The organism is Yersinia nurmii (assembly GCF_001112925.1).
Taxonomy (GTDB): Bacteria; Pseudomonadota; Gammaproteobacteria; order Enterobacterales; family Enterobacteriaceae; genus Yersinia; species Yersinia nurmii.
The window spans coordinates 187,123-210,971 of record NZ_CPYD01000006.1; the positions used below are offsets into that span (position 1 = coordinate 187,123).

Genomic DNA, 23,849 nt, shown 5'->3' on the forward strand with positions numbered 1-23,849 from the left:
GATATTTTTAAACCTCAGGTTTTTTATCTCGCTGAATGCTGTTTTTTAATCAGCTTAAAACCTGACAGACTTTCCAGCATATTTTCAATCTCTGGCCATTCCCCGTAGCCCGCCGCCGTATGAAAATGGCCACCGCCTGATTTTATCACCCTCTCACTGCCCCACTGACTGGCAAGCTGCTGCGCGCGATCCAGCGAGAGATATTCATCATTGTCACTGCAAATCAGCGTACTGGGAAACGGCAAAGGTTTTGACGGAATGGGACGTTGAACCTGAATAGCCGCCGGTGCCGTAGTGGCATCTACATCGGCTGGCGCGACCAATAATGCGCCAATCACTTTACCGGACGAGTAACACTCTGCCCATTGAGTCACGGTAATGGCACCGCAACTGTGGCCTACCAGAAAAATATTACCAGGAATACCTTCTATAGAGCGAGCCAGCCTCTCCCGCCACGCGTCACGATCCGGATTATCCCAATCTTTTTGTTCAACTCGCACCGCGTTGATATATTTACGTTCGATAAATGACTGCCAGTGCTCGGGGCCTGAATTGGTATAACCGGGAACCAGCATAAAGGTACATTGAATCATGGGATGTCCTGCAATCAGAAATAAAACAGACGTTGAGTCTCGATTATAATGGAACCGTTTTTAGCAACGGCGAGTTCAGCATCGCTACCGGGGAAATAACCGGTGCGTCCAGCGGCACATTTTTGCCGTAGCGCTCTTTGATTTTTTGCTGCACTGCGGGTGCGGTGAGATTAAACTCTCTCACCTTTTGCAATTGACCAATTTCAAGCCCGGTGGCGCGTTGATACATTTTCCACACCAGTTCGGAGCAATACATCCGTTCATTAGACCAATCAAAAGTCAGATCGTAAGGCTTGTTTTGGAAGGCTTTTCCTTGCGCATGCAGTTGCCTGATCTGCGCAGCGGTCAATGGCGTCTTTAGCCGTTTTACCCGATACTGCCCGCGGGCACCGCGTTTGATCCAGCGATCCAGCGGCGTATATCGCACCGTGGCAACCGCTTCATAGACATAGGGTTTTCCCTGCTTAAACAACACTATTCCCATATGGCTATAGCGAGAACCGGTCGCAAACTGAATAGCCTGACTTTGGGATGAAGTCGATGAATGGAAAATAATGTCGCCTTCCTGCGGCTGATAGGCAAAAGCCAGCGCGCTGAAAAAACAGCCTAATAGGACAAACGCCAACTTTATCATCGAGATATATCCCTATCAATTCGCTATTAATCACGGCTGACATCCTAACATCCTTCCGTGGCGGATATATCCATGAATTTCTGACAACAAAACAGGGACTGACGTTTTTACACATCAGTCCCTCGCACAGCCATAAGTTTAAGGCTAGCCAGCGTTAATTATGCCGCCGCCGAAGTGTCACTCACTAATTGCTGTAGCTGCGACCATAATGCCTTTACATGGCGGCGCTCAGTACCCAAAGTGCCAATGGAAATTCTGACCATCCAACGCCCTCCTAACGTCGCCGTAGTTACATAAGCATTGCCCGACTGATTCAGGGTTTCCGCCCAGGAACGGGTGTAGATATCCAGCGCTTCTCCTTGTAAACCGTCAGGCTCATGCCGCACACACAGCGTTTGCAAATTCAGCGGAGCCACAAGTTTCCAATCCTCATGTTCCGCCATTTGTTCTGCCAACCAGCGCGCATTATCTATATCGCGACGCAACCGCGCCTGCAGCCCTTCAACGCCCTGTTCACGGATTAAAAACCACAGCTTGAGCGCGCGGAAACGGCGTCCCAGCGGAATCCCCCAGTCACGATAATTACGTACCTGACCGTCAGCCGTCGATTGTAAGAAGCTCGGATTGGTACTCATGATACGTATCAAATGCTCTGAATCACGGACACAATAAACCGAACAATCAAAGGCAGCCCCGAGCCATTTATGCGGGTTCAGCACCACCGAATCGGCTTTTTCGATCCCATGCCATAAGTGGCGAAATTCCGGCAAAATCATCGCAGAACCCGCCATTGCCGAATCGACATGCATCCACAGTCCGTACTTTTGGCTTATATCACCGATAGCATCCAGCGGGTCCATCGCCGTGGCCGCCGTGGTTCCCGTGGTGGCAATCACGATACAAGGCCGATTTCCGTCGGTCAGATCCTGCTGTATCGCTTTTTCCAGTGCGCGGGGAGACAAGGCGTTGTGCTCATCCGTAGCGACTAACCGGATGTTATTTAAGCCAAATCCCGCCAGCATCGCCGCTTTGTTCACGCCGCTATGGGCTTCCTGCGAGGTATACACAATCAGCGGCGCGTCGCTATTTTGCATGCCGTCCTGCATCAACGCGTAGTCGGAAGTCCGTTCCCGTGCGCTGATTAATGCCACCAATGTTGCAGTCGATGCGGAATCCTGAATGACGCCGCTCCAGGCATCACTAAGACCAATCATTTTTAGCAGCCAGTTGGTCGTGACTTCCTCAATCTCCGTCAGCGCCGGACTGGATTGCCAGGACAGGCCAATTACGCCCAACCCGGTACTCAGGCAATCACCTAATACCGATGACAGCTCGACGTTGGAGGGGAAATAACCGAAAAAGTGAGGATGCTGCCAATGTAATAAACCGGGCATCACTAGCGTTTCCACATCCGCCATAATGTGTTCAAAAGATTCGCCTTTCTCTGGCGCTGTCATTGGCAAGCTGGCTTTAATCTCACCTGGCATCGTATTAGGATGCACCGGCCGCTGCTCAATATTCTGGCGATAATCAGCAATTAAATCGATCATGGCGTGACCATGCCGACGAAACTCATCAGGAGTCATAATTTATTATCCGAAAAGGAAAAAGTGAATACTGCTTAACACCAGAAATAGAATGGCTCATTGGTGTTATAGCCGATAAATGACTGCATGCTGATGCGTTTTCCCGAATCAAAGCCGCAAATAGCATGTGGTCGACGCGTATTAATAATCACCAGCTCATTCTTTTGCGGCTGAATTCGCAGCGGGAATTGCAGACGTTCCTCAGGCAATTGATCGCCCTCAAACAGTTCAACCTCATCAAATGAAAACGCCTCAGTATCCCATACCATTAATTCACCGCCGGACGGTGGCGTTTCAATATAAATATTGGCGCTAAACTGATGTTCTAATTCGGCTACGGAGAGTGGTAGGCAATCCACGTGAGGAACCGTTTCGGATAGATGAGCCGTTTCCGGGAACATGGCGCGAATAATCCCAGCAAACATCGGTTTTCCCTCAAAAGATGCGGTAACCGCTCCGTCTGGCCAATGTTGTTGGAAATGGTCGATCAATGCCTGCACCGGTGGTTTTGCCGGCGCGCAAATATTATCGATCAGTTCACGCATCTGTGCCGCATCGGCATAATATTTCTCTTTAGCACCGTCGCCATCAGGCTTACCGTAGGTCATATTGAACGGTGTCCCCCAGCGATGCACGCCGTAGAAATTCTGCACAACCTGACCATCCTCATAGGTTTCATGAGTGTATTGGTGCAGTTTCGCCGTTTGATCAATGTAATCATTCAGCGATGAGGCGGTCTCTTCCGTGCAATAGTCAGGAATTCTTATGGCAAGAATTTCGCCACTGATTAACTTCTCCAGACTGCGCTGATCAAGTTGTTTTAAGGTCACAATTTTAGATTGGTTGGCCGTAGTGGTCTGGTTGGTGGTGTTTTGTAGGCTAGACATGATGATGATACTACTCCGTTAGTTTGATCTCACTCATCAAAACCTTTAAATACAAAGGCTTATATTATCATCACTGCATTTTTGAGAGGGTGTGCCAACCTGAGGCAATGGCTTCATTCAGCGTTCCCTCGCTAATAACCAAAGATGATAATAGTTATCTTTACCAATAAATAATCGCCTGTATATAACAAAATAAATTTATTTTATGAATATTTTGATTTTTTTCATATAAAGCTATTTGTCTATAGTCCTGACCTGATAAAAAACCACCAAATACTGGTTATTTATCCACCAAGAGGCCCATTTGAGAGAAAAATTGGGGGGGTGTAAAACAGATGTTGAATGAGGTGGTTAAGAATAAAATCTATTAATTTCAATGATAAAGTGATTTTAAATATGTTATTAGCGAATGGCTTGATAATGAGATAGGGTGAACCTTGCCAAAATTGGCAAGGTTCACCCTATTTATTCTGCTGTTGTTTACAGGTTAAAGATTTTAGGCGAGTAGTAAATGCTGCAACTCAGTTAAAGAACTGACCTGATAACGTGGTTGAATGCCTTCTGGTCGCGCATGCCCTTGAGCATTTAACCAGCAAGTATCGATACCTGCGTTAATTCCTCCCTGAATATCTGAATGTGGATTATCACCTACCATCAGAATTTGCTCTTTTGGCGGATTTGCCATCAGATTGAACGCATACTCAAAAATTCCCACATCCGGCTTGGCTACCCCCACTTCTTCGGAAATAACCAGCGGCGAGAACACGTTCTTCAAACCGGTGCGTTCCAGACGAACATTCTGTAAATCAGTAAAGCCGTTAGTAATAATCCCCAATTGCGCTTTACCTTGCAGTGAATCAATTAATTCCTGCGCGCCGGGAAGCAGAGAGCAAATATCCGCCATCGCAACCAGAAACTCGCTGTTTAGCGTATGGGGCGATACGCCTAACCTGTTTGCCCACATGTCAAAACGCGTGCTTTGCAACTGTGCGGCATTAATTTTTCCGTTCTGATAATCCACCCACAATGGCTGATTAACCAACTGATAATGCTCATAATCCTGCGGCGTAAACTCAGTTTTGAAGCGGGAAAACATCAGTTTTAACCCTTGGTAAGCATCAAAATGAAATAGCGTTTCGTCCGCATCAAAAAGTATCCACTTGTACTTCATTCTTTCTATGACTCCTGCGGTTAATACGCCAGTTGGGTTCCTGATTTGATCTTAGCCGGCTATTCTCCGGTAGTTTATCTGTATGAGCAACCTTACAACGCCATACATCGAGCAAAATATCAGATCAATAAAAGTCTTATTCGGCTACCTGAACTGATATTTACACGACTACGCCGCTAAAGATCGCAATATAGTACGGTTGATTTTTACCGGCCGATTGCCTTCGGTTAATGGCAAATTGAAAACCGTGTGCGTTTTCTCATTCAGCGTAGACAAGGCTTCATCCAATGAGAGTGCCATATCTTCCGCAATATCGATAAGTTCATCTCTGGACCACAGCAGCCGGCTAATTAATAAACGTAACAGCGCCGAATGATCGGCATCTAATCCAAATATTTCCACCGGTTTTACCCAGGTGGTCATGGGCTGAATAGGCTTAGATTTCTGTACTACGGTAGCGGGAAACATCGTCGATAGTACCTTATACAGATCGCGGCTTTCCTGCTGCAATTGTGCCACTCTGGCATTATCGTTAATCATTTTAGCCGTAGTCTGCGCCACGCTAACCGGCGGTGATTGATGCAGGTCGGTATAGACCAATTTACTGTCTAGTGATAACCGCACATAAACCCGCTCCAGAAATTTCACTTCCTGCGGCGTTACTTTGCCATCGGCCTGAATAAGGTGAGCCAAAAACGCGGCAATAGCCCGACGGGTTGTGACACTGAGCGGCTCCATTTTTTTACGTAACGCCCCCAAGGTACTGGTTTTCTTTATTCCCGGCTGTAAATAAGCTTTTAAGCGCATACGTTGACCGGGGCTGATATGTCCCCAAGCATCGACATGTTGACTGAGCATCATTAATTCTGGCTCGGAAATCCCACCGTCTACCATGACCGCCGCGCAGGCCAGATCGAGCGTTACCACCGTGACCCGATAAGCCGGAAGCGTTTCTGATTCCGTTGCTAGCACCGTGATAGGAAAGAGTGCAATCGTATCCTGCGCCGACGGAGTGATATTATCGGATAAAATATCAGGTTCGACTCCGAGCTGTATTTTTTCCAGAGCCCGGACTAGCGCCATGACTTTATTCCGCGTCACCTCTCCGGGGCTATTCAAACGGGTAAATAGCTCGCTGTAGGTCATTAACAGTAACCCGTATCCCACCCGCTCCTTGATATTGTCCAACTCTTGCTTTAACTCTTCTGGCCACAAAGTCATCGGCAGCAGCAGAATAGCTTCCAGATCGTTAATTTTATCTGGATTGAGCGCAATAAACTGGCTGTAACCGGCTAACTCGGTATAACAATCCTCCAGAATCAGCCTGAGTTTATCCCTGCTATCTTTAGCCACGACCACATCAGGCAAATCATGAATGCGTCGGGTAAACTGCTGATCCATCAGCCCTGTGGAGGCCGAACGGTAGCAAATCTGTAGTTTGGTTTTATTCATAGGCAATATTAAACCTTGCGGGAAATACTGCCTATATCGCTGTTGGAACAGCTGCGAGAAAACGCTAAAATTGCGCGTAGCGGCAATATTATGCGGCAAGTTAGGATCAGATAATGCCCAGGCGACGGCCCAATCCGCCGGTAATGGATGCTGGTCAACGGCTAACTGCCCTAATCCGATTCGTAAACCTAATGGTAAATCTGTCCCGTAGCTGCCAATCGGCGGCGGCGAAGAAAGATAAGTTTTTTCCGTGGGATCGAGTGGTGTGAGATAAACCAATAAGTTACGTGCACAGCGTTCGAATTCACGGTGCTCGCCATAAATCCCAAGTAAACGGATAATTTCCGCTTTTAACGCCGGTTGCTCATTTTTAGCCGCTGCGTCTACGTTAGCGTCAATTAATAAGCGATGTTCTAAACCATAGAAGAACAGGAAAACATAGCCTATATAAGCTTCGGGTGCCTGACGCCCTGCTGCCAGCCATTGCAAATAAGCGCGGCGAGCCTCTGGCGATATCATGGAGTAGTTAGGACGTTCATCAGTCAGCGGCAAAGAAATATCAACGTGTTCGGCGGCCACTTTTAGCGTTGGGTTAATAAAGGCAGGCTCTGCGCCACTGCGATTGCTTTTCAATTTATTCCCGATGTAGATCATGCCATCCGGTAAATTAATTCCAGCCACCACGGCCAGCTCCCCAGGAGACAGCCAGGATGCTCGCGATAGTGAGCCTTGAGGCAGCACTGAAGCTTGATAATTTTGTTTATTCAGCTCATCCGCAAGCCTGAAAATATAAAACTCATCGTCCGATTGCAGCGGGAGCTCAGCCGAAATGTCCCTCTCGTCGGAAGGTATATCGGAAAGCAAAGGTGAAGTTTCCGTTGCCAGTTCCAGCTTCGGCTTAGAGACGCGCTTTGCGGCTTTCAAATAATGCCAAAAGAAGAAAAGGCATAATAGTGCAGCACCAAAGGCTATTGATGTTTCTTTTGGCAGCAGTGATAGCAAAGCCAAAAGAATCATTAACAGTATGACCCAGCCAGTTCTGGCAGATTTTATCTTAGTCACGATGGTTTATAAGCCCCTATCTTGAAATAATAATTTTTATGCTGCCCTTAAGGGCAATTTCTTAATAATAATTCTATTTTTAAAAAGTCTGCATTGCAGATAGCCGAAATCCCCCCGTGTTAATACAGGTGAAATCAACTCAGCAGGTTATCAATATAAGTAATTTATAATAAAGCATCCCGATTGCGGGAAAACAATTATGCCAGTAGACGAGAGCTTGAGCACGCTGTTTGTAAGGAATAATGCCAAGGCACTAACAATATAAGTGGCTCAAAAGTAGGTAATCGTTACCAGACCAATCTGAGTATATCTCTATTACACATAAAATGCTGAATGATTGCTATTTTCAAACAGAAAAATCTCAGTTAATCTCTCAAGATTAACTTTCTGTTTCAATGGATGTTTTATTCTGATGGGAAAAATCTCACCGCAATGAGTAAGTTCCCTACAAGCATACTGGTTACTATACAAGGATGACGGTGAAAAACAGAATTAACTGGCTTGATACGCCCTCCCGATTTGGTTTAATTAGTCGGACGCTTCACTGGTTGATGGCTTTGTTGTTTTTATGGCAATTTTTCAGCGTGATTGTCTGGCATACTTTCGGACGCACTGCATTTACCCTGTGGATGGATAAACAGGGTTCCCACACAACCGTAGGCTTTTTACTATTTATCCTGGTAATAGTACGTGCTTTATGGCGTGGATTTAATATACGCCGCTCCCCGCGTTCGACGCCAAATAAAGTGAACAAGATCGCTATTATTGGGCATATGACGCTTTATTTACTGATGTTTATTATTCCCCTTTTGGCCCTACTCCGCGCCTATGCGGGTGGCAAAGGCATGGTTGTCATGGGCATCCCTGTATTGCCAACCACGGGAATAGAAATCAATCGGATTACCGCTTGGGTCGATAATATGCATGGACCATTGGCGTGGCTGCTGCTCTTTTGCATTGGCGGTCATATCCTGATGGCAATAATTCACCGTTTTATACTTCGGGATGCTAATCTTCGCCCCATGATTTAAGAAAAGGCATCGATTCAGGATCAGGGTTGGACCTTTTCTATTACACCATCAGCAATGTGGCAGAATAACATTTGAACAAGGAACCGAACGACATGATACCTAAGACTAAATTGAGGAATAACCTTCCCTACGTGTTGATTGGGCTCAATTTACTTTTTACGGCGCAGGTTCATGCTGAAATTGATGATCGGCGAGTCATTGCCGACTGCAAAAAAATTCCTTCTTACGCTCGTGCAGGAAATGCTGCCTATCAAAAAGGTGATTACGTTACAGCGCAAAAGCATTTTATGAACCAAGTTGCTTGGACAGAAGCCTGCCACTTCTCTGACGAGATAAAAGTAGATAGCGGCGCCCGAGCTACGGCTTATAACAATATGGCGCTAACCTATATTCGTCAGGGGGATTTACTTAAAGCTAAAGCTTGGTTGATGATTGCCCCAGAAGATAAAAAGTCGCAATATAACCTGAAACTCATCGCTGATAAAATAGCCGCACTGCCTAAACCGACAATTTATGCTGGTGAATATTGGCAATATGCCGGGCTGGGTAATTGGAATTCCATTGAAGTCACGCCCAAAGGCAATAAATTCACCATAGATTATAATGGTTACTATTTTGGTATTATGGGCATCTACTATGGCCCTAATATGGGGCAATTCTCTTTTGTTAGCACTATACCAGCTGATGGCAAGGTGCAATACGACCAGAGTAAAGCAGATAAAGAAATAGACTACTCCGGTGACTGCAAAGTTAATATGCAATTTACGCATGCGGATGTGACTGTGGAAACTGATGGTGACTGTGGATTTGGTCATAATGTCAGCGCTGATGGTAATTATATTCGCGTCAGATAATCACTGTTTATAAGAGCTGGCAATCGGTATGGTTGCCGGTTTTATTCTATCTTCATTGATCTTTTCCCCAGTAGGCCCTCATCTTATAACGTAATGACCGAGTAAATGTTGGTATTTATAACAAAAATCGGGGTGTTTACGAATGAACTAAATAAATTTAATACACTTAATGTTTTTAAGTCGAAACTAATCAACATAATTATTCATTTGATACTAAATAATTAACAATTAATTTAAAATAGTGATCTTGATCACATTTTCTTTGATAAATATAGATAGTATGAATTTTGAGCACGTTAGTGCTTGTCTATTTAAACTGCAAAGGAGTGTTAATATGGGATATATGGTTTCGTTTAATGCTAATCCAGTAAATGAGTCAGAAGAGAGCCATTCAACTCAGGAAGTTCATTTAACTCACTCTGAGACTGAAGCTCTAAAGGATGACGAGTAAATATAAATAGTCATTAACATACTGACAATTAAGTTATATTTCTCTTATCTTAATGACTAAAAAATTAAGCGCCGATAGTGGCCTCATCGGCGCTTAAATAACCCCTTTCCATTCATGTTTATCATTTAACCGAAAATTTCCCACGATGACTGCTTGCTATTCCAGGGAGGAATTCCTATGCGTCCTATTGAGCGTGAATTCACATTATCTGATGCAAAAGATCGAGTTATCAAAGAAATTGATAATCTGGGTTTGACGTGGCGTAAAGAGGTCTACGGGAAGAATATTTTGACGATTGTCGTCACATTGATACATCCGCATAATAAAAATCAAACGGGTGGCGTAGGTAAAGGGGATTATGACAATGCTTTTGTTGGCGCATTATTTGAAGCACTTGAGCATTATATTGAGGATTTTTCCGCTCCTCTAGCCACAGTTCGACCTGCAAAGACTCTGATGCGTGCAGGGATACTGGCTAGTGACGATGTGCTCGATATGGTTAACACTCAACCTGATAGTCATCTAGCCACGCGCCGCTTCGCTTCTAGCGCGGGAGATTTTTATTATCCATTAGCGCTTTGTGATCCCAATTATTCCCGTAAACCTCTTGCCGATGATAATTTCGACTATCGTTACTTAGCTCGCTACGGCAGCAATAGCGGCATTGCTATTGGCGCAACTCGAAATGAAGCTTTATTACATGGCATAAATGAATGTATAGAAAGGGATGCATTTTCTTTGTTTCTTATCCACAGTTTATACAGCCGAAGCCCATGTAAAATATATGAGATAGATAAGCAGAGTTTACCGGAAGAGGCCGCACGCAACTGGCAAAAATCAGAAGAGGAAATTCAAGAAAGAATACGAGTACTGGATATCACTCAGGGAATGAAATGTCGTACTTATTTGGCGTTAGCTGAAAAATCAAAACTTATAAAATACCCAATAGGCTGCGGTACATCGCTACATCCGCACCACGCATTGCAGCGAGCGTTAAGTGAATTGGTACAAATCAATGCGGTATTCAATCATCGCCAAGAAATTCAACGAGAGAACGAGGTATTGCATCAGCGGCTATTAAGATATAAAAGATTAGAACGTTGTTTCTGCATGCGAACCGCGGATATTTTTAACACCAATGAAGTCTTACTGTGTCGCCTGCCTGTTTCGGACAAGACACACAGAAGCCCCGCCGAAGATCTTGTGGAGATAGAACAGGATTTAACGGAAAAAGGGTTTGTTATCGGCAAAAGTATTCTCTATGAGACCTCTCAGGTTTGTCTAACCCATGCTTTAATTCCTAACTTTGAACGCTTTTATATTATTACCAGCGGAAATATTGTTTTACCCCTATTAAGAGGAAGGAGGTCTCTTGAAAAAAAACATATCTAAACATGATCTGGCCGTAAGGTGGTTAATCAGAGAACATCAATATATTAAACACCAGAAACAGACAGGAGATATTCCAGAAGGCAATATAGTCTCCTTAATCGAGGAGGTTAACCTTAGCATGGGGAGTTATTTCCTGGCACATGCGGAAGATGAATCCTGGCTAGGACGAAAATTCATATGTGAAAATAAATCAGGACGACAAAGCTGGCCCAGCGTATTAAGCGATATTAATTTATTAGGTCCGTTCAATTCTGCGAGTCTGGAAGGAAACCATGTCACGTTCAGTTATATTGCCCCCTCTTCTCGCCGGCGCTCTATTTTTTTCCAAAGCCTATTAACCGATCCTATGGGCGAAGTTGATTTTTGTTTTATTCGCGATTTTGATGGCGCACTTCCCTCTGGCGATAAATTTTGGCAAGTGGACCACCTTTCTGCAGAGAGAATGGCTAGGGAAGAACGCCATTTTCAGATTCACACAGAACTCAGCCTCAAGGTGTTAAAAACCCAAGGAGTTATTTTCGATCCTGCCTGTTCTAGTGGTGATTTTCTGGCATCCCTGGCTAATAAACTTCCTAACTTTAATTATATTGGTTCAGATATTTCTCCTAAGATGATCGAATTTGCTCGTGAGAGGCATAAGGAACGGCCTATCTCTTTTTCCATTGGTGACGCCATGTCTTCTCGGCAACGCTGCGATATTCTTATTCTACGTTTTCTGAATGATGAAGTGATGCAAATCGGTAGCGCTGCGCTCGCTTTCAAGCATTTGATCGACCTATTGAACCCCGGCGGGATCGCATTTGTTTTTGGCCATACTCCAGTATTGGTTCCCATCACAGATCTCGCCTCGGAGCTTGGATTTGAGGTGATTAAGAATACTGCTAGCTCACTGGATAAGTGCAGCATATTTCAGTTTTATATGCTGAGAAAACACCCATGACGCAAGTGAGAAGCTCAGGTTTCTTCCCGGTAGATGATCTGCACTCCCTATATTGGGAGCGGCATGGCAATCCACAGGGTGAACCTTGGATCGTTATCCACGGTGGGCCGGCGGGGCAAAGTCATCTTATTCATACAGCATTTTTTGATTTGTCACTCTGCGACGTTTTAATTTTTGATCAACGAGGTTGCGGACAATCTCTTCCTTACGGCGAGCGAAGAATCAATACCATCAATCATCTGGTGGATGATATTGAGAGGCTTCGATGTTTTTTAAAAATGCCGCGCGCCAATATTTTAGGCCTATCCTGGGGCTGTTGGTTAGGCATTTTATACAAAATCCGCTATGGCATGAGCGGTTTGAAACTGGTTATCGGTTGCCCTTTTATTCCTATTGCGACGGTGCAGGAGCTGCATTGGTTTTATTTCCATCAGCAAATCTGTCAGACGCATAGTCTAAAACCTCTTCTTATTGCTGAAAGCGAATCCAAATCGGCCACCTATTATCGCTGTTTACGGATGATGACCACGGGGCTAGCCAGTCAGAAGAGAGCCATTGCTCAACTCTGGGTGAATACCGATGAAATCGCGACGAATGCACACCAAAATTTCTATCAGCCAATCACGTTAACCGATGAGTTTTTCAATCCGCGAACTTATTCCGCTATCATGCTGGAGATTCATTACCATGCCGCCGGATTTTTTATTACCAACGATATATTGCGACAAGTTGCGCGAATGGATGCTCAGAATGTTACTCTGATTGGTGGTGAAAAAGACCGAATGGGTATGGTTGCAACCCACTGGTTAGCCGAGCGGGTTAACGTTGAGGTGATACTCGTACGTGATATTGCTCATCAGGCGCTTCATACCGAAATGATTACACAACTTCGGCATCTTATTGCCCGATAGGCGTCGCGCTGTAGGCAGAGAGCCAACTCTAAAAATCCCCGCAGTTGACGCAAGCGGGGGAGTCTATATCTTCCAACAAAACCAATAATTATTTCAACGCCATTGCATCACGCATGGTGAAGAACAGGTCGGTTTGGTCAGTCAGGCCAACGACGTTAGACGCGTGAGGGCCATAGGCTGCAATGCGTAGCTGCGTGCCAGTATGACCTTGGGAGTCATCTTCGGAATTCCCATAACTGATCGCCATCACTGCACCATCTTTGGTCATTAATGCCTGCGTCAACCCCGGCGCTTTGGCATCAGCCTCGACGATCTGGCTGGAATGAGCATGGTCGGCGGTCACAATCACCAGCGTATTGCCGTCGGCTTTTGCGAACTCAAGCGCTTTTTGCACCGCTTCATCCAAATCAACGGTTTCACCGAACTGGCCACAAGGGTTCGCGGCATGGTCCTGTTTGTCGATTGACGCCCCTTCTACCTGTAGGAAGAAACCTTTTTCATTGGTTTTCAACACATCTATGGCTTTTTCTGTCATGGCGGCCAGCGTTGGAATATCCGCAGTACGCTCCGGATTAGCCTCGCAGGTGACTGGAGATTTATCGATATTACCGTGGTAAGACGCCTTAGGACCTAACCAACGTACAGGCATATTACCCGCCGAGAATAGGCCAAGAACGGGTTTATCCTGATTTGCCTGAGTGACCCCATTAAGATCATTCAGATTCTCAACAATCAGATAACCGTGGGCAATAGCCTGCTCGCGCAAGGTTTTATCCTTCCATTCACCGGCTTTAGCCTGTTGCTCAAAAGATTTTGCTCCGCCGCCTAGCGTGATATCCGCCCGGGTTTGAATCATTTGCTCGGTGATAGAGCCTCTTCCGCCGTTTTCCAGCGCATTGGTCGCGCACTTTTCGCTAGTTTCTTCAGGTCCATAGCATTTGCGACCGGTAACGTGAGCAAACTGTGCGGCTGGCGTGGCATCTTGCAACTCTGCGGTAGAAACGTTGCCGGTGGCTTTCCCTGCCGCTTTCGCCAGTTCCAGAATGGTGATGTGGTCTTTGCCTGTAACATCTACACCTAACGCGCCGTTATAAGTTTTAACGCCGCTCGACCATGCGGTGGCTGATGCAGCGGAGTCGGTGACATAATTCGGTTTTTGCGTTTTTTTGTCTAAAGAGTAATGGGTATATTGACCTGTCAGAGGCAAGGCATCAATACCTTTGAAGAAACCGCCGGCACCAGCCGCATAGTTACGCGCCGAGGTGATTTCAGAATCGCCCATTCCGTCGCCAATCAGCAAAATGACATTTTTTACGGTTTTATCCGATAAAGAGTCGCGTAAAGCTTGCGTTTGGTCGCTCTCTAATCGACGCGCTCCGCCGAACTGGGTGATGTCGCCTTTCACGGAGCGGTCGTATAAGCCCGGTGCGGCGGCACTGGCGTTAGGCATAAATAATACGCTACTGGTAGATAACAGCAGTGTTGATAATGCGACTTGGGAGGCAGTGGCAATACGCTTTGACATCGGTAGAGTTCCTTTTGTAACACACTAATACAGTTTATATTTATTGGTTACATTGGATACTAGAGTAGCCGGATGACGTTTTTATGACGGTTTATGTTAATTATTTCACTATCATTTTTAATAAAACCACTTTAAAAACATCGGCCTAATTTAATAAAAGAAAGCGGCATTTTGCAGCTCTGGCATGCTTCCTTCAACCCTCGATTAACCGACGCCCCCAGTTTTACTTAACTATCATTCTATTTATCAATCAATAAGTTAAATCAGCAAGAGCGGAGTTTAGCGAATAGGGAAATGATGACTCGGCAGAGTAAACGTCACTCGGTGTCCATCGGGCTCACTGACTGATAGATATCAATATCAAAATGACCGTCGACCATTCCGTCATTCAAATAGACCTCAAAACATGCGCCTTCTGCCGGGAGGTAGCCGCTGGCGGGTAAATGCAGGTTATATAGCTCCCCCCATGCTTTGGCATAATCTCCATCGGTCACCCTCGCACGATAAACCGCATAAGTCCCACCGGGTATTATTTGTAATAGCACGCCACTGCTAGCATGTGCCGGCAAGACAAAATCATCGGCCACAGAAAAAGCCACATCAGCCCGCAGGTCGGCGGGAGGCGTCGTTTCCGGGTTATCCCAATAAAGCGCTAGCCAGGATTCATAGGGTAACTGATGTTGCTGCTGCCAGGATGATAACTGTTTGAAACCAAGAGGAATGGTTTTGGCATAAGGGCCAATCACCCGAATGCTCACAACTTGCTGCGGCTGTTTTTCAATAATGCGAAATGTCATCGTAGCGGCCTCTCAAGATAAGATTTAGGAAGATCTCTCTTCTCACGAACGGTTTCAAATCCGATACGGAGCCTGATTGAACGTGAGCAAATATCAATACCGTGCGTTACTGTATAAATAAACAGTACTGCGATATTATCTGACTATCGTTCATTTATACAGCGTTAATTGCGCCATTTTTGTTCTATTTCGCATAAATAGGCATCAGCAGCGTCTAATTGGTTCTGACTGAAAACCTGAATCCCCTGACTGCGTAGCAATGCTGTGACTACTCCGCTACCCGATAGCAATGTCCCGCTAAAATGACCATCATAAATCACCGAACTGCCGCAGGACGGGCTACCTTCGGTTAAAATTGCCACTTTACAACCGTTTTCCCTTGCTAGCTTTAGCGCCAGTTGTGCCCCTAACACAAATTCTGCGCTGACATCAGCACCGGAAATCTCTCGCACGAGCGCGCGTCCGGCTAAAACGAACTCGCCATTACCCGCCTGAATTTCTGCCGCCGGTCGTGGAACCGGCATTCCCGCTGCCATTTCAGGGCAAATAATGACCAGCCTTCCGTCGCTCTCCCAGCGGCGTAGAATGTCGCGTTCACCGGAGACGGCACTGACGTTGTAACGCACCGGTTGCCCCATCAGACAGGCGCTCACCAGCACTTTATTGGTTGGCGGTTGTTTATTTTTGACAGATTCCACTCAATTAACTCTTCCTTATTAGCTATCAACTCGGCGAACGATCAGCAACGGTTGCTAAATTGTTGCCACAGACGCGGTAGAATACGCGCCAACTTTCCTGCCCATTCCTGTTGTCCAAAGGTTTGCGTTATCAAATCCTGACGAATCTCGATGCCGACATAAGGTAAATGCCGCCGTTCGGCGTGGAATGGCAAGGTGTAATCCGTCGCATCAGTCATGGCATAAGGTTCGTTGACTCCGACCTGTAAATCTCCTTCTGCACGTAATAATTCAACCAGCAATAAAGCCAATTTCGGATTACGGTTAAACAGCGTACCGATCTGCCAGGGTCTGGAAACACCTTTAAAAGTGGGCGTAAAACTATGCATCGAAATAATAACGCTAGGCTGCCCTTGTGCTGCGCGTCGAGCCAGAGTTTGGCTAATAAGATCGTGGTAGGGCTGGAAAATTTCGGTTCTGCGGGCTTCAGCCTGCGCGGGAGTGACGCTTTGATTGCCTGGAATTGTGGTTTGCTCTGAAATTTCAGGAATAGAACTGGCGATACCGGGAGTACGGTTACAGTCGATGACCAAGCGAGAATAACGCTGATGGATTAAGGTGGCGTCCAGCAGTTCACTGAGCCGTTGGGCTACAGGTAAAGAGCCGATATCCCAGCCAATATGTCGATCTATTTCACCGAGCGGCAGGTCTAAATCACCTAATCGCCCGGGGATTTTTTGTCCGGCGTGGTCAGCCAGTAAAATGAAAGGAGAAGCTCCACAAGCGCGTTCTAGCACGGCCGGCGAGCAATCCTCAGCGGTTAATAAGGGTTGCGGACGGTCAACTGACATATTTCTGACTCCGATATATTAGGCAAAACCTTATCCTAGTCGCTATTCGATGCGATGCCCAGTCACGGCTTATAACCTGTCATAATCAGTTGGAAGGACAAAGACTAACGCTTTGTAGTTAATCGGTGAGAGCCGCTTCGCATTGTCCGTGATTTGCCGCATCAAACTGACAGAAGCTATTCAAAAACACTGATTTTTCGTGCCATACTGCTGTTGATAAAACCAGTAGACAAACTCCACGGAGCCTTATGGAAACCTTTTACATTGACCGTACTGACACCCCTGCCGGTGAACTGGTCATTATTTGCGATAGTGAACATAACCTGCGCGCCATTGATTGGGTTGATCATTATGAAAGACTGCTGAAATTACTGACGTCTCACTATGGGCCAAATACTTTTACGCTGATTGAAAAGGCTAATCCTGGCGGTTTAACCGATAAAATGCAGCGTTACTTTGCCGGTGAGCTGGATATTATCGACGGTCTGCCGGTAAAAACCGCTGGAACGGCGTTTCAACGGCAAGTGTGGCAAGAGTTGCGTAATATTCCCTGCGGGAAAACGCTATCTTACGGCGAATTGGCTCAACGAATTGGTCGCCCTACCGCCTCCCGCGCCGTGGGAATGGCTAATGGCCTGAACCCCATCTCCATTGTGGTGCCCTGTCATCGCGTCATCGGCGCGTCTGGCTCTCTGACCGGCTACGCCGGTGGCGTAGAACGGAAACGCTGGTTATTGGCTCATGAAGGTTATCTTTTAGCGCGCTAAGCATTGTTACTCTTATCAGACGCCTTAAAAGATGTTAAAATTGACTAATATCAATATTAATGGGAATACCCTAATGATCCCGGAAAAACGTGTTATCCGACGTATCCAGTCTGGTGGTTGCGCAATTCATTGTCAGGATTGCAGCATCAGCCAACTCTGTATTCCTTTTACCTTAAATGAACACGAGCTGGATCAGCTCGACAACATCATTGAAAGGAAAAAGCCCATTCAGAAAGGACAGGCGTTATTCAAAGCTGGCGATGAGCTGAAGTCTTTGTATGCTATTCGTTCCGGGACCATTAAGAGCTATACCATTACCGAAGAAGGCGATGAGCAAATTACCGGTTTCCATCTGGCTGGTGATTTGGTTGGTTTCGATGCGATCAGCAATTTACAACACCCGAGTTTTGCTCAGGCGCTGGAAACTTCGATGGTCTGTGAAATTCCGTTCGATACGCTGGATGATTTATCCGGCAAAATGCCTAACCTGCGTCAGCAGATGATGCGTTTGATGAGCGGTGAAATCAAAGGCGATCAGGACATGATTCTGTTGCTGTCGAAGAAAAACGCGGAAGAGCGTCTGGCCGCCTTTATCTATAACCTGTCGCGCCGGTTTGCCCAACGTGGTTTCTCACCTCGTGAGTTCCGCCTGACGATGACGCGTGGCGATATTGGTAATTATCTGGGGCTAACGGTTGAAACCATTAGCCGCTTACTGGGTCGCTTTCAGAAAAGTGGGATCCTCAGCGTAAAAGGCAAATACATTACCATTGAGAATACCGAAGCGCTGGCACAGCTAGCGGGTAACCCAAAACCGGCGTTCTAATCTGACCTAATGCCAGATCAATAATTTGCATATTTATTGGTCTGGCTCTCTATCACCCCTGTTCTGTTTTTCCATCATGGTTTACTCTGTAAGTAACACACTGTTAATAGTGATTCGCAGTTGTAAGGAGACCCTATGGCAAAGTATCAGAATATTCTGGTGGCTATTGACCCCAATCAGGACGATCAACCGGCATTGCGCCGAGCTGTTTATCTCGTGCAGCGTAACGGCGGGCAAATCAAAGCTTTCCTCGCTATCTACGACCTTTCTTATGATATGACCACCCTACTTTCGCCAGATGAACGAACGGCGATGCGTAAAGGCGTGATCAGTCAACGCGCCGCCTGGATTGCTGAACAGTGTCGTTTCTATGTTGAAGCGGGCATTCCTATTGAAATTAAAGTGGTATGGCACAACCGACCCTATGAAGCCATTATTCAGGAAGTTCTGAGTGCTAAGCATGATTTGCTGTTAAAAATGGCTCATCAGCACGATCGGCTGGAATCTATTATTTTTACCCCAACAGATTGGCACTTACTGCGTAAATGCCCGTGCCCGGTGTGGATGGTGAAAGATCAGCCTTGGCCGGAAGGCGGCACGGCTTTGGTGGCGGTTAACCTTTCCAGCGAAGATCCACTTCACGATCCGCTCAACCTCAAGCTGGTACAAGAAACCAAAGAGCTGGCTGAGCATGTTAACCAGACTGCGGTGCATCTCATTAGCGCCTATCCGGTGACGCCAATCAATATTGCCATTGAACTGCCTGATTTTGATCCGAGCGTATATAACGATGCTATTCGCGGCCAGCATTTGATAGCCATGAAAGCATTGCGGCAAAAATTCGGTTTAGACGAAAAATTCACCCATGTTGAAAAAGGTCTGCCGGAGGAAGTGATTCCGGATTTGGCTGAGCACCTACGCGCTGGCGTGGTCGTACTGGGCACATTGGGGCGAACCGGTCTTTCCGCCGCTTTTATCGGTAACACGACCGAACATGTGATCGACCATCTGAAATGTGATTTGCTGGCAATCAAGCCGGATGGATTTACCTGTCCAGTGGAATGTAATGAGGATGGTGAAGGTCTGGAGTCCAACGGATAACGGCCACTAAGTTTAGCGGACATAAATTTAGCGATAACCTCTTCAATACCAAAGCCAGTCTGTGAAAACGGACTGGCTTTGGCTTAGTGAACTCACTCAAAACGATATGTTGTCTGCTCCGCACCGGTGCCGACAAATCAGGCACATCCGGTGCGTTCCCTACCCTTAAAAATCCCCTTATAGCAGTGTAATTGCGGGTTTTGAGCCTTAGTCTTTGGTGGATAAAACAGACGCCGGTTGTTGCCATTCCAGCGCCTATTGGTATGGAATATCAGCTACAGGAAGGCTTTGTATGGCAGCTCCGGCTCATCGATAAAGATATCGTGGAAGCCTCGGTTATGCTGATAATGCATTTTATGCTTGTCTGTTGGATAGGTGTATTTCCCGCCGACTTGCCAGAAGAACGGCGCAAATTTGTAGTCCAATCGATCTTTTTTCATTTTCCACAGCACTTCGATTTCACGAGTATCACTTTGGAAGTTAGCCCAGATATCGTGATGGAACGGTACCACTACCTGCGCATTCAGAGATTCAGCAGCGCGCAGAATATCTGATGAAGTCATTTTATCCGTTACACCGCGAGGGTTTTCACCGTAGGACAACAGCGCGACGTCAATATCGTAATCATTGCCGTGTTTAGCGTAATAATTTGAGTAGTGAGAGTCGCCAGAATGGTAGATCGTGCCACCACTGGTTTTTATCAGGTAATTCACCGCTCGCTCATCCATGGTATCCAGCAGAGCCTTGTCCTTGGAGGATGTGCCTTTTGGTAATGTAATCAGTGCGGTACGGTCAAAAGAGTCCAATACGGTGATTTGAATATCACCAATATCAATCACCGCTCCAACTTTTGCCACGATGCAGCGATCTTCAGGGACACCCCAGCCGAGCCACAGATTAACGCAGGCCTGTGGGCCGATAAATTTCACATGATCGCCGCAGTTTTGCAGCACCGCGGCAGCAACGTTGACGTCGATATGATCAGCGTGATCGTGAGTGGCCAGCACGGCATCAATCTTCTTGATAGCAAAAGGGTCTAATACAAAAGGCGAAGTCCGAAGATTTGGCTGTAATGCCCGCACGCCGCCCATACGCATCATTTGATGTTGAGCATTCATATAAGGATTAGACTGCGTTTTTTTCCCAGTACCGCACCAAAAATCGATAGAAATATTGGTATCACCGGCTGATTTTAGCCAGATACCGGTGCATCCTAACCACCACATGGAGAAAGTATTTGGCTGAACCTCGGTTTTCTCGATTTCTTCATTTAACCAAGTTCCCCACTCAGGGAAAGTGTTCAAAATCCATGACTCACGGGTAATCTCGTTTACTTTGCTCATAATCAGACCTTTAGGATAAAGAAATTAGACCAAAATGACGTCTACCCCCTGTGCTTTCAGGCTGCTGATAACCTCTGGATTTGCATCCTTGCCGGTAATCAGGATATCGATTTTACGGGCCGGGCAAAACAGCAATCCCGTGCGCTGCCCCACTTTGGAGCTATCAACGACCACCACCAGTTTGCTGATTTTATCCAGCATCTGCTGTTCCGAGACTGCGGTTAACATATCGGTTTTATACAGCCCGGTTTCATTGAGCGCCTTGCCACTTGTAAACATCCATTTGCCTGCATAAGCATCAAAAGTTGTCGAGGTAGGGTTAAGAATAATGTTTTGCGTTTTGTTGTATTGACCTCCAATAATGATCACGCACTCGTGGTCGTTTTCAATCAGATAACAAGCCAGCGGGAAGTAATTCGTCACGATTTGTACGTCACGTCCGCACAAAGTTTGTCCCAGTAAAAATGCGGTGGAACCGCAGTTAAGCACTACGCTGTCACCGTCCTGACACAATTCCGACGCCTTGGCGGCAATGCGTGATTTCTCTTCATAGTTATCGGCGTTATTAATATTCAGCGGCGACCAGGCCAGCTTTTTTTTATCCGCGATGCGTTCTGCACCGTTGCGTACCTTTCTTAACTGTTTCAATGCATCCAGCTTGGCGATGTCACGGCGTGCAGTCGCGGGTGAAATATCAAAACGCTCAATAAGATCGTTAATAGTGAGAGACCGCTTCGCATTTACCCAAGCCACGATTTCATGGTGACGCTGCATTTCATTCATTTCAGTCATCCTACGATAACCGCTCACCCGTTGATTACGTGGTGATTGGTTTTGATTTAAATTGATCATATACGTGAGAAAAATAACTGTCAATGGCGTAATATTCAACAATTGAATGGCTATTATCTCGGTATACCCTTGATTTCTTTATACGGGAAAAGACATCCATGACTCATCATAATCATATTATATGTTTACTTTCAATGCATTAAAGTCAAATCGTAACCACGCGGCCCTTATTAGTGTGAGTAGAATCAAATTAATCACATTGAATCATTGAATGATCATCTTTGATTATATAGCTTATTGTTGTGTCATGTATTATCCGAGAAATGGATCTCTACAGGACGGTGGCAAAGATTCCGTCCAACCATATTAGTATCAGGGGGTGGTATGGAGTATCTGTATGATGTGTTTTATATCTTCTACAGCCAGGTCATGACCAAAGCGCCGTTGCTGCTGGGCCTAGTGACTTGTATCGGCTATAGCCTGCTACGTCGTGATATCACAACCATTATTAAAGGAACAATCAAGACTATAGTCGGTTTTATGCTGGTACAAGTCGGCGCAACAACGTTGGTCTCCAGCTTTAAACCGGTCATCGAAAAAATGGCCGAATTCCATGGTCTGACAGGATCGGTTATCGATCCCTATACGTCAATGATGGCAACCATGGAAACCATGGGCGACGATTATTCCTGGGTCGGGTACGTGGTATTACTGGCGCTGGCAATCAATATTCTGCTGGTGGTGCTGCGCCGCTACACTGGGATTCGCACCATTATGCTAACCGGCCACATTATGTTCCAGCAGGCTGGATTGATCGCGGTCTTCTACTTTGTGATGGCAGTTCCAATGTGGGAAACCGTGATTTACTCATCGATTCTCCTCGCCCTTTATTGGGGTATTTTCTCCAATATTATGTTTAAACCGACGGAGGCGGTGACCGGCGGTGCTGGGTTCTCTATCGGGCACCAACAGCAGGCGGCCTCTTGGATTGCGGTAAAAGTTGCGCCTAAACTTGGCGATCCGAAAGATAACGTTGATAACCTAAAGCTGCCGAAATGGTTACATATATTCCATGACAGCATTGCCGCCACCGCTATTGTTATGACGCTGTTTTTTGGCGTAATTTTACTCTCTTTCGGCATGGACAATCTGCGTTCGATGGCGGGTAGCACTAACTGGGCCATCTATATTCTGGAAACCGGTCTGAAATTCGCCGTAGCAATTCAGATTATTGTGACCGGTGTGCGTATGTTCGTGGCCGAACTGTCAGAAGCTTTTAAAGGCATCTCTGAGCGGGTTATTCCCAATGCGGTACTGGCGATTGACTGCGCTGCGATCTACGCCTTCTCCCCTAACGCGATGGTTTTTGGTTTTATCTGGGGCGCTTTAGGGCAGTTCACCGCCGTACTGGCGATGCTGGCCTTCAACACGTCTATCATGATTATTCCCGGCTTTATTCCGATGTTTTTCTCCAACGCCACTATCGGCGTATTTGCCAACCACTTCGGCGGTTGGCGTGCGGTAATGAAAATCTGCTTCGTAATGGGAATTATCGAAGTATTAGGTTCTGCTTGGGCTATTGATCTGTTTATGCAGAATGGCACCACCTTTAATAGCTGGATGGGTATGGCCGACTGGTCGCTGCTATTCCCTCCTATCATGCAAGGTTTGTCTGCTTCATCCTTAACTTTCTATCTATTGATCGCACTGGCACTGGTTTACATGTTCTTTGCCTCCCGCACCTTACGGGCTGAAGAAGATGCCGCTAAAGCGCTGGCGGCACTCCCCCCTACGGCGGATGAAAATCAGGACGAAGCGATAAAATCCGAACATTTTACCGATGAACCCAGTGTCACTAGCGCTAAACCGGTCCGGATTCTTGCCGTTTGCGGCAACGGGCAGGGTTCTTCGATGATGATGAAAATGAAGATCGGCAGCTATCTAGAGAAAAAAGGCATTCCTCATCACATGGATTCCTGCGCGGTTTCTGACTACAAGTCCAAACTGACTAATACTGACATTATTGTTTCGTCAAAACACCTGTCGAATGAGATGGTCGTTGGCGAAGGTAAATTCATTCTTGGGGTGCAAAATATGCTGAACCCGCATTCCTTTGGCGAAGAGTTGCTTGCCCTGATCGAGCGAGTTACCCAACAAAAATAACCTTAATTTTCATATTGAAGACACACCAGAGCTATCCGGGGAG

21 protein-coding genes are annotated in these 23,849 nt (G+C 46.2%); 9 read left to right on the forward strand and 12 right to left on the reverse strand.

Translation table 11 applies throughout. From position 1 onward, the window contains the following. Positions 1-23 precede the first annotated feature (23 nt). From AD970_RS09850 to AD970_RS09875, 6 genes are all read right to left on the reverse strand, one after another. A complete protein-coding gene (locus AD970_RS09850) occupies positions 24-593 on the reverse strand; it encodes an RBBP9/YdeN family alpha/beta hydrolase (RefSeq protein ID WP_049598349.1) in 570 nt (189 codons plus the stop codon). Between the two features lie 43 nt (positions 594-636). Beyond that, on the reverse strand, positions 637-1,224 hold the full coding sequence (locus AD970_RS09855) for a YiiX family permuted papain-like enzyme (RefSeq protein ID WP_049598405.1): 588 nt from the start codon (positions 1,222-1,224) through the stop codon (positions 637-639). Between the two features lie 161 nt (positions 1,225-1,385). Beyond that, entirely contained in the window at positions 1,386-2,813 is a 1,428-nt protein-coding gene (locus tag AD970_RS09860) for a pyridoxal phosphate-dependent decarboxylase family protein (RefSeq protein WP_049598350.1), read from the reverse strand. A 35-nt stretch (positions 2,814-2,848) separates the two neighbouring features. Continuing rightward, positions 2,849-3,700, reverse strand: a complete 852-nt coding sequence (locus AD970_RS09865) for a 2OG-Fe(II) oxygenase (protein ID WP_049598353.1) — start codon at positions 3,698-3,700, stop codon at positions 2,849-2,851. Between the two features lie 496 nt (positions 3,701-4,196). Next, positions 4,197-4,871, reverse strand: coding sequence for a pyrimidine 5'-nucleotidase (gene yjjG / locus AD970_RS09870; RefSeq protein WP_049598354.1), 675 nt, complete (start codon positions 4,869-4,871; stop codon positions 4,197-4,199). 168 nt (positions 4,872-5,039) lie between these two features. Continuing rightward, a complete protein-coding gene (locus AD970_RS09875; RefSeq protein WP_049598355.1) occupies positions 5,040-7,385 on the reverse strand; it encodes a tellurite resistance TerB family protein in 2,346 nt (781 codons plus the stop codon). Positions 7,386-7,858: 473 nt separating this feature from the next. Between AD970_RS09875 and AD970_RS09880 the strand changes: the two genes are divergently transcribed. From AD970_RS09880 to AD970_RS09900, 5 genes are all read left to right on the forward strand, one after another. Continuing rightward, positions 7,859-8,416, forward strand: coding sequence for a cytochrome b (locus tag AD970_RS09880; RefSeq protein WP_049598357.1), 558 nt, complete (start codon positions 7,859-7,861; stop codon positions 8,414-8,416). 92 nt (positions 8,417-8,508) lie between these two features. Continuing rightward, positions 8,509-9,270: a tetratricopeptide repeat protein gene (locus tag AD970_RS09885; RefSeq protein WP_235786926.1), complete on the forward strand. Its 762-nt coding sequence runs from the start codon at positions 8,509-8,511 to the stop codon at positions 9,268-9,270. Positions 9,271-9,898: 628 nt separating this feature from the next. Beyond that, positions 9,899-11,113 (forward strand): YcaO-like family protein, encoded by a 1,215-nt coding sequence (locus AD970_RS09890; RefSeq protein WP_049598359.1) that lies wholly within the window; start codon positions 9,899-9,901, stop codon positions 11,111-11,113. Then, positions 11,094-12,053 carry a class I SAM-dependent methyltransferase gene (locus AD970_RS09895; RefSeq protein WP_049598360.1) on the forward strand — a complete coding sequence of 320 codons (960 nt, stop codon included), beginning with the start codon at positions 11,094-11,096 and terminating at the stop codon, positions 12,051-12,053. The genes AD970_RS09890 and AD970_RS09895 overlap by 20 nt, the downstream gene beginning before the upstream one ends. Beyond that, positions 12,050-12,964 carry an alpha/beta fold hydrolase gene (locus AD970_RS09900; protein WP_049598361.1) on the forward strand — a complete coding sequence of 305 codons (915 nt, stop codon included), beginning with the start codon at positions 12,050-12,052 and terminating at the stop codon, positions 12,962-12,964. Before AD970_RS09895 ends, AD970_RS09900 begins: the two co-directional genes overlap by 4 nt. 88 nt (positions 12,965-13,052) lie before the next feature. On the opposite strand, the gene phoA is transcribed toward AD970_RS09900, so the two are convergent. The 4 genes from phoA to AD970_RS09920 all read right to left on the reverse strand — a co-directional run bounded on the left by phoA (position 13,053) and on the right by AD970_RS09920 (position 16,814). After that, positions 13,053-14,489, reverse strand: coding sequence for an alkaline phosphatase (phoA, locus tag AD970_RS09905; protein ID WP_049598362.1), 1,437 nt, complete (start codon positions 14,487-14,489; stop codon positions 13,053-13,055). A 317-nt stretch (positions 14,490-14,806) separates the two neighbouring features. Beyond that, positions 14,807-15,286 carry a DNA gyrase inhibitor SbmC gene (gene sbmC, locus AD970_RS09910; RefSeq protein WP_049598363.1) on the reverse strand — a complete coding sequence of 160 codons (480 nt, stop codon included), beginning with the start codon at positions 15,284-15,286 and terminating at the stop codon, positions 14,807-14,809. 164 nt (positions 15,287-15,450) lie between these two features. Beyond that, positions 15,451-15,984 (reverse strand): DUF523 domain-containing protein, encoded by a 534-nt coding sequence (locus AD970_RS09915; RefSeq protein ID WP_072080630.1) that lies wholly within the window; start codon positions 15,982-15,984, stop codon positions 15,451-15,453. A gap of 41 nt (positions 15,985-16,025) precedes the next feature. Next, positions 16,026-16,814, reverse strand: a complete 789-nt coding sequence (locus tag AD970_RS09920; protein ID WP_049598364.1) for an N-formylglutamate amidohydrolase — start codon at positions 16,812-16,814, stop codon at positions 16,026-16,028. A gap of 248 nt (positions 16,815-17,062) precedes the next feature. On the opposite strand from AD970_RS09920, the gene ogt reads away from it, so the two are divergent. From ogt to uspE, 3 genes are all read left to right on the forward strand, one after another. Continuing rightward, the gene (ogt, locus tag AD970_RS09925) at positions 17,063-17,581 is read left to right on the forward strand and encodes a methylated-DNA--[protein]-cysteine S-methyltransferase (protein ID WP_049598365.1); all 519 of its coding nucleotides are present in this window, start codon (positions 17,063-17,065) and stop codon (positions 17,579-17,581) included. 73 nt (positions 17,582-17,654) lie between these two features. Further along, positions 17,655-18,407 (forward strand): FNR family transcription factor, encoded by a 753-nt coding sequence (locus AD970_RS09930; RefSeq protein ID WP_049598366.1) that lies wholly within the window; start codon positions 17,655-17,657, stop codon positions 18,405-18,407. A 135-nt stretch (positions 18,408-18,542) separates the two neighbouring features. Further along, entirely contained in the window at positions 18,543-19,508 is a 966-nt protein-coding gene (gene uspE, locus AD970_RS09935) for a universal stress protein UspE (protein WP_049598367.1), read from the forward strand. Between the two features lie 275 nt (positions 19,509-19,783). Here uspE and ulaG read toward each other — a convergent pair whose 3' ends face one another. Further along, a complete protein-coding gene (gene ulaG, locus AD970_RS09940) occupies positions 19,784-20,851 on the reverse strand; it encodes an L-ascorbate 6-phosphate lactonase (protein WP_049598368.1) in 1,068 nt (355 codons plus the stop codon). 24 nt (positions 20,852-20,875) lie between these two features. After that, positions 20,876-21,634, reverse strand: a complete 759-nt coding sequence (gene ulaR, locus AD970_RS09945; RefSeq protein WP_049598369.1) for an HTH-type transcriptional regulator UlaR — start codon at positions 21,632-21,634, stop codon at positions 20,876-20,878. 393 nt (positions 21,635-22,027) lie between these two features. Here ulaR and AD970_RS09950 point away from each other — a divergent pair, with 393 nt between their 5' ends. After that, on the forward strand, positions 22,028-23,806 hold the full coding sequence (locus tag AD970_RS09950) for a PTS ascorbate-specific subunit IIBC (protein WP_049598370.1): 1,779 nt from the start codon (positions 22,028-22,030) through the stop codon (positions 23,804-23,806). Positions 23,807-23,849: the final 43 nt, after the last annotated feature.

Excerpts from the sequence above, each read along its gene's own strand:
- ogt (WP_049598365.1), top strand. The coding sequence starts at position 17,063 with ATGGAAACCTTTTACATTGACCGTACTGACACCCCTGCCGGTGAACTG.
- AD970_RS09885 (WP_235786926.1), top strand. The coding sequence starts at position 8,509 with ATGATACCTAAGACTAAATTGAGGAATAACCTTCCCTACGTGTTGATT.
- AD970_RS09880 (WP_049598357.1), top strand. The coding sequence starts at position 7,859 with ATGACGGTGAAAAACAGAATTAACTGGCTTGATACGCCCTCCCGATTT.
- AD970_RS09860 (WP_049598350.1), bottom strand. The coding sequence starts at position 2,813 with ATGACTCCTGATGAGTTTCGTCGGCATGGTCACGCCATGATCGATTTA.
- AD970_RS09850 (WP_049598349.1), bottom strand. The coding sequence starts at position 593 with ATGATTCAATGTACCTTTATGCTGGTTCCCGGTTATACCAATTCAGGC.
- AD970_RS09900 (WP_049598361.1), top strand. The coding sequence starts at position 12,050 with ATGACGCAAGTGAGAAGCTCAGGTTTCTTCCCGGTAGATGATCTGCAC.
- AD970_RS09865 (WP_049598353.1), bottom strand. The coding sequence starts at position 3,700 with ATGTCTAGCCTACAAAACACCACCAACCAGACCACTACGGCCAACCAA.
- AD970_RS09890 (WP_049598359.1), top strand. The coding sequence starts at position 9,899 with ATGCGTCCTATTGAGCGTGAATTCACATTATCTGATGCAAAAGATCGA.
- ulaG (WP_049598368.1), bottom strand. The coding sequence starts at position 20,851 with ATGAGCAAAGTAAACGAGATTACCCGTGAGTCATGGATTTTGAACACT.
- sbmC (WP_049598363.1), bottom strand. The coding sequence starts at position 15,286 with ATGACATTTCGCATTATTGAAAAACAGCCGCAGCAAGTTGTGAGCATT.
- yjjG (WP_049598354.1), bottom strand. The coding sequence starts at position 4,871 with ATGAAGTACAAGTGGATACTTTTTGATGCGGACGAAACGCTATTTCAT.
- uspE (WP_049598367.1), top strand. The coding sequence starts at position 18,543 with ATGGCAAAGTATCAGAATATTCTGGTGGCTATTGACCCCAATCAGGAC.
- ulaR (WP_049598369.1), bottom strand. The coding sequence starts at position 21,634 with ATGAATGAAATGCAGCGTCACCATGAAATCGTGGCTTGGGTAAATGCG.
- AD970_RS09920 (WP_049598364.1), bottom strand. The coding sequence starts at position 16,814 with ATGTCAGTTGACCGTCCGCAACCCTTATTAACCGCTGAGGATTGCTCG.
- AD970_RS09950 (WP_049598370.1), top strand. The coding sequence starts at position 22,028 with ATGGAGTATCTGTATGATGTGTTTTATATCTTCTACAGCCAGGTCATG.
- phoA (WP_049598362.1), bottom strand. The coding sequence starts at position 14,489 with ATGTCAAAGCGTATTGCCACTGCCTCCCAAGTCGCATTATCAACACTG.
- AD970_RS09930 (WP_049598366.1), top strand. The coding sequence starts at position 17,655 with ATGATCCCGGAAAAACGTGTTATCCGACGTATCCAGTCTGGTGGTTGC.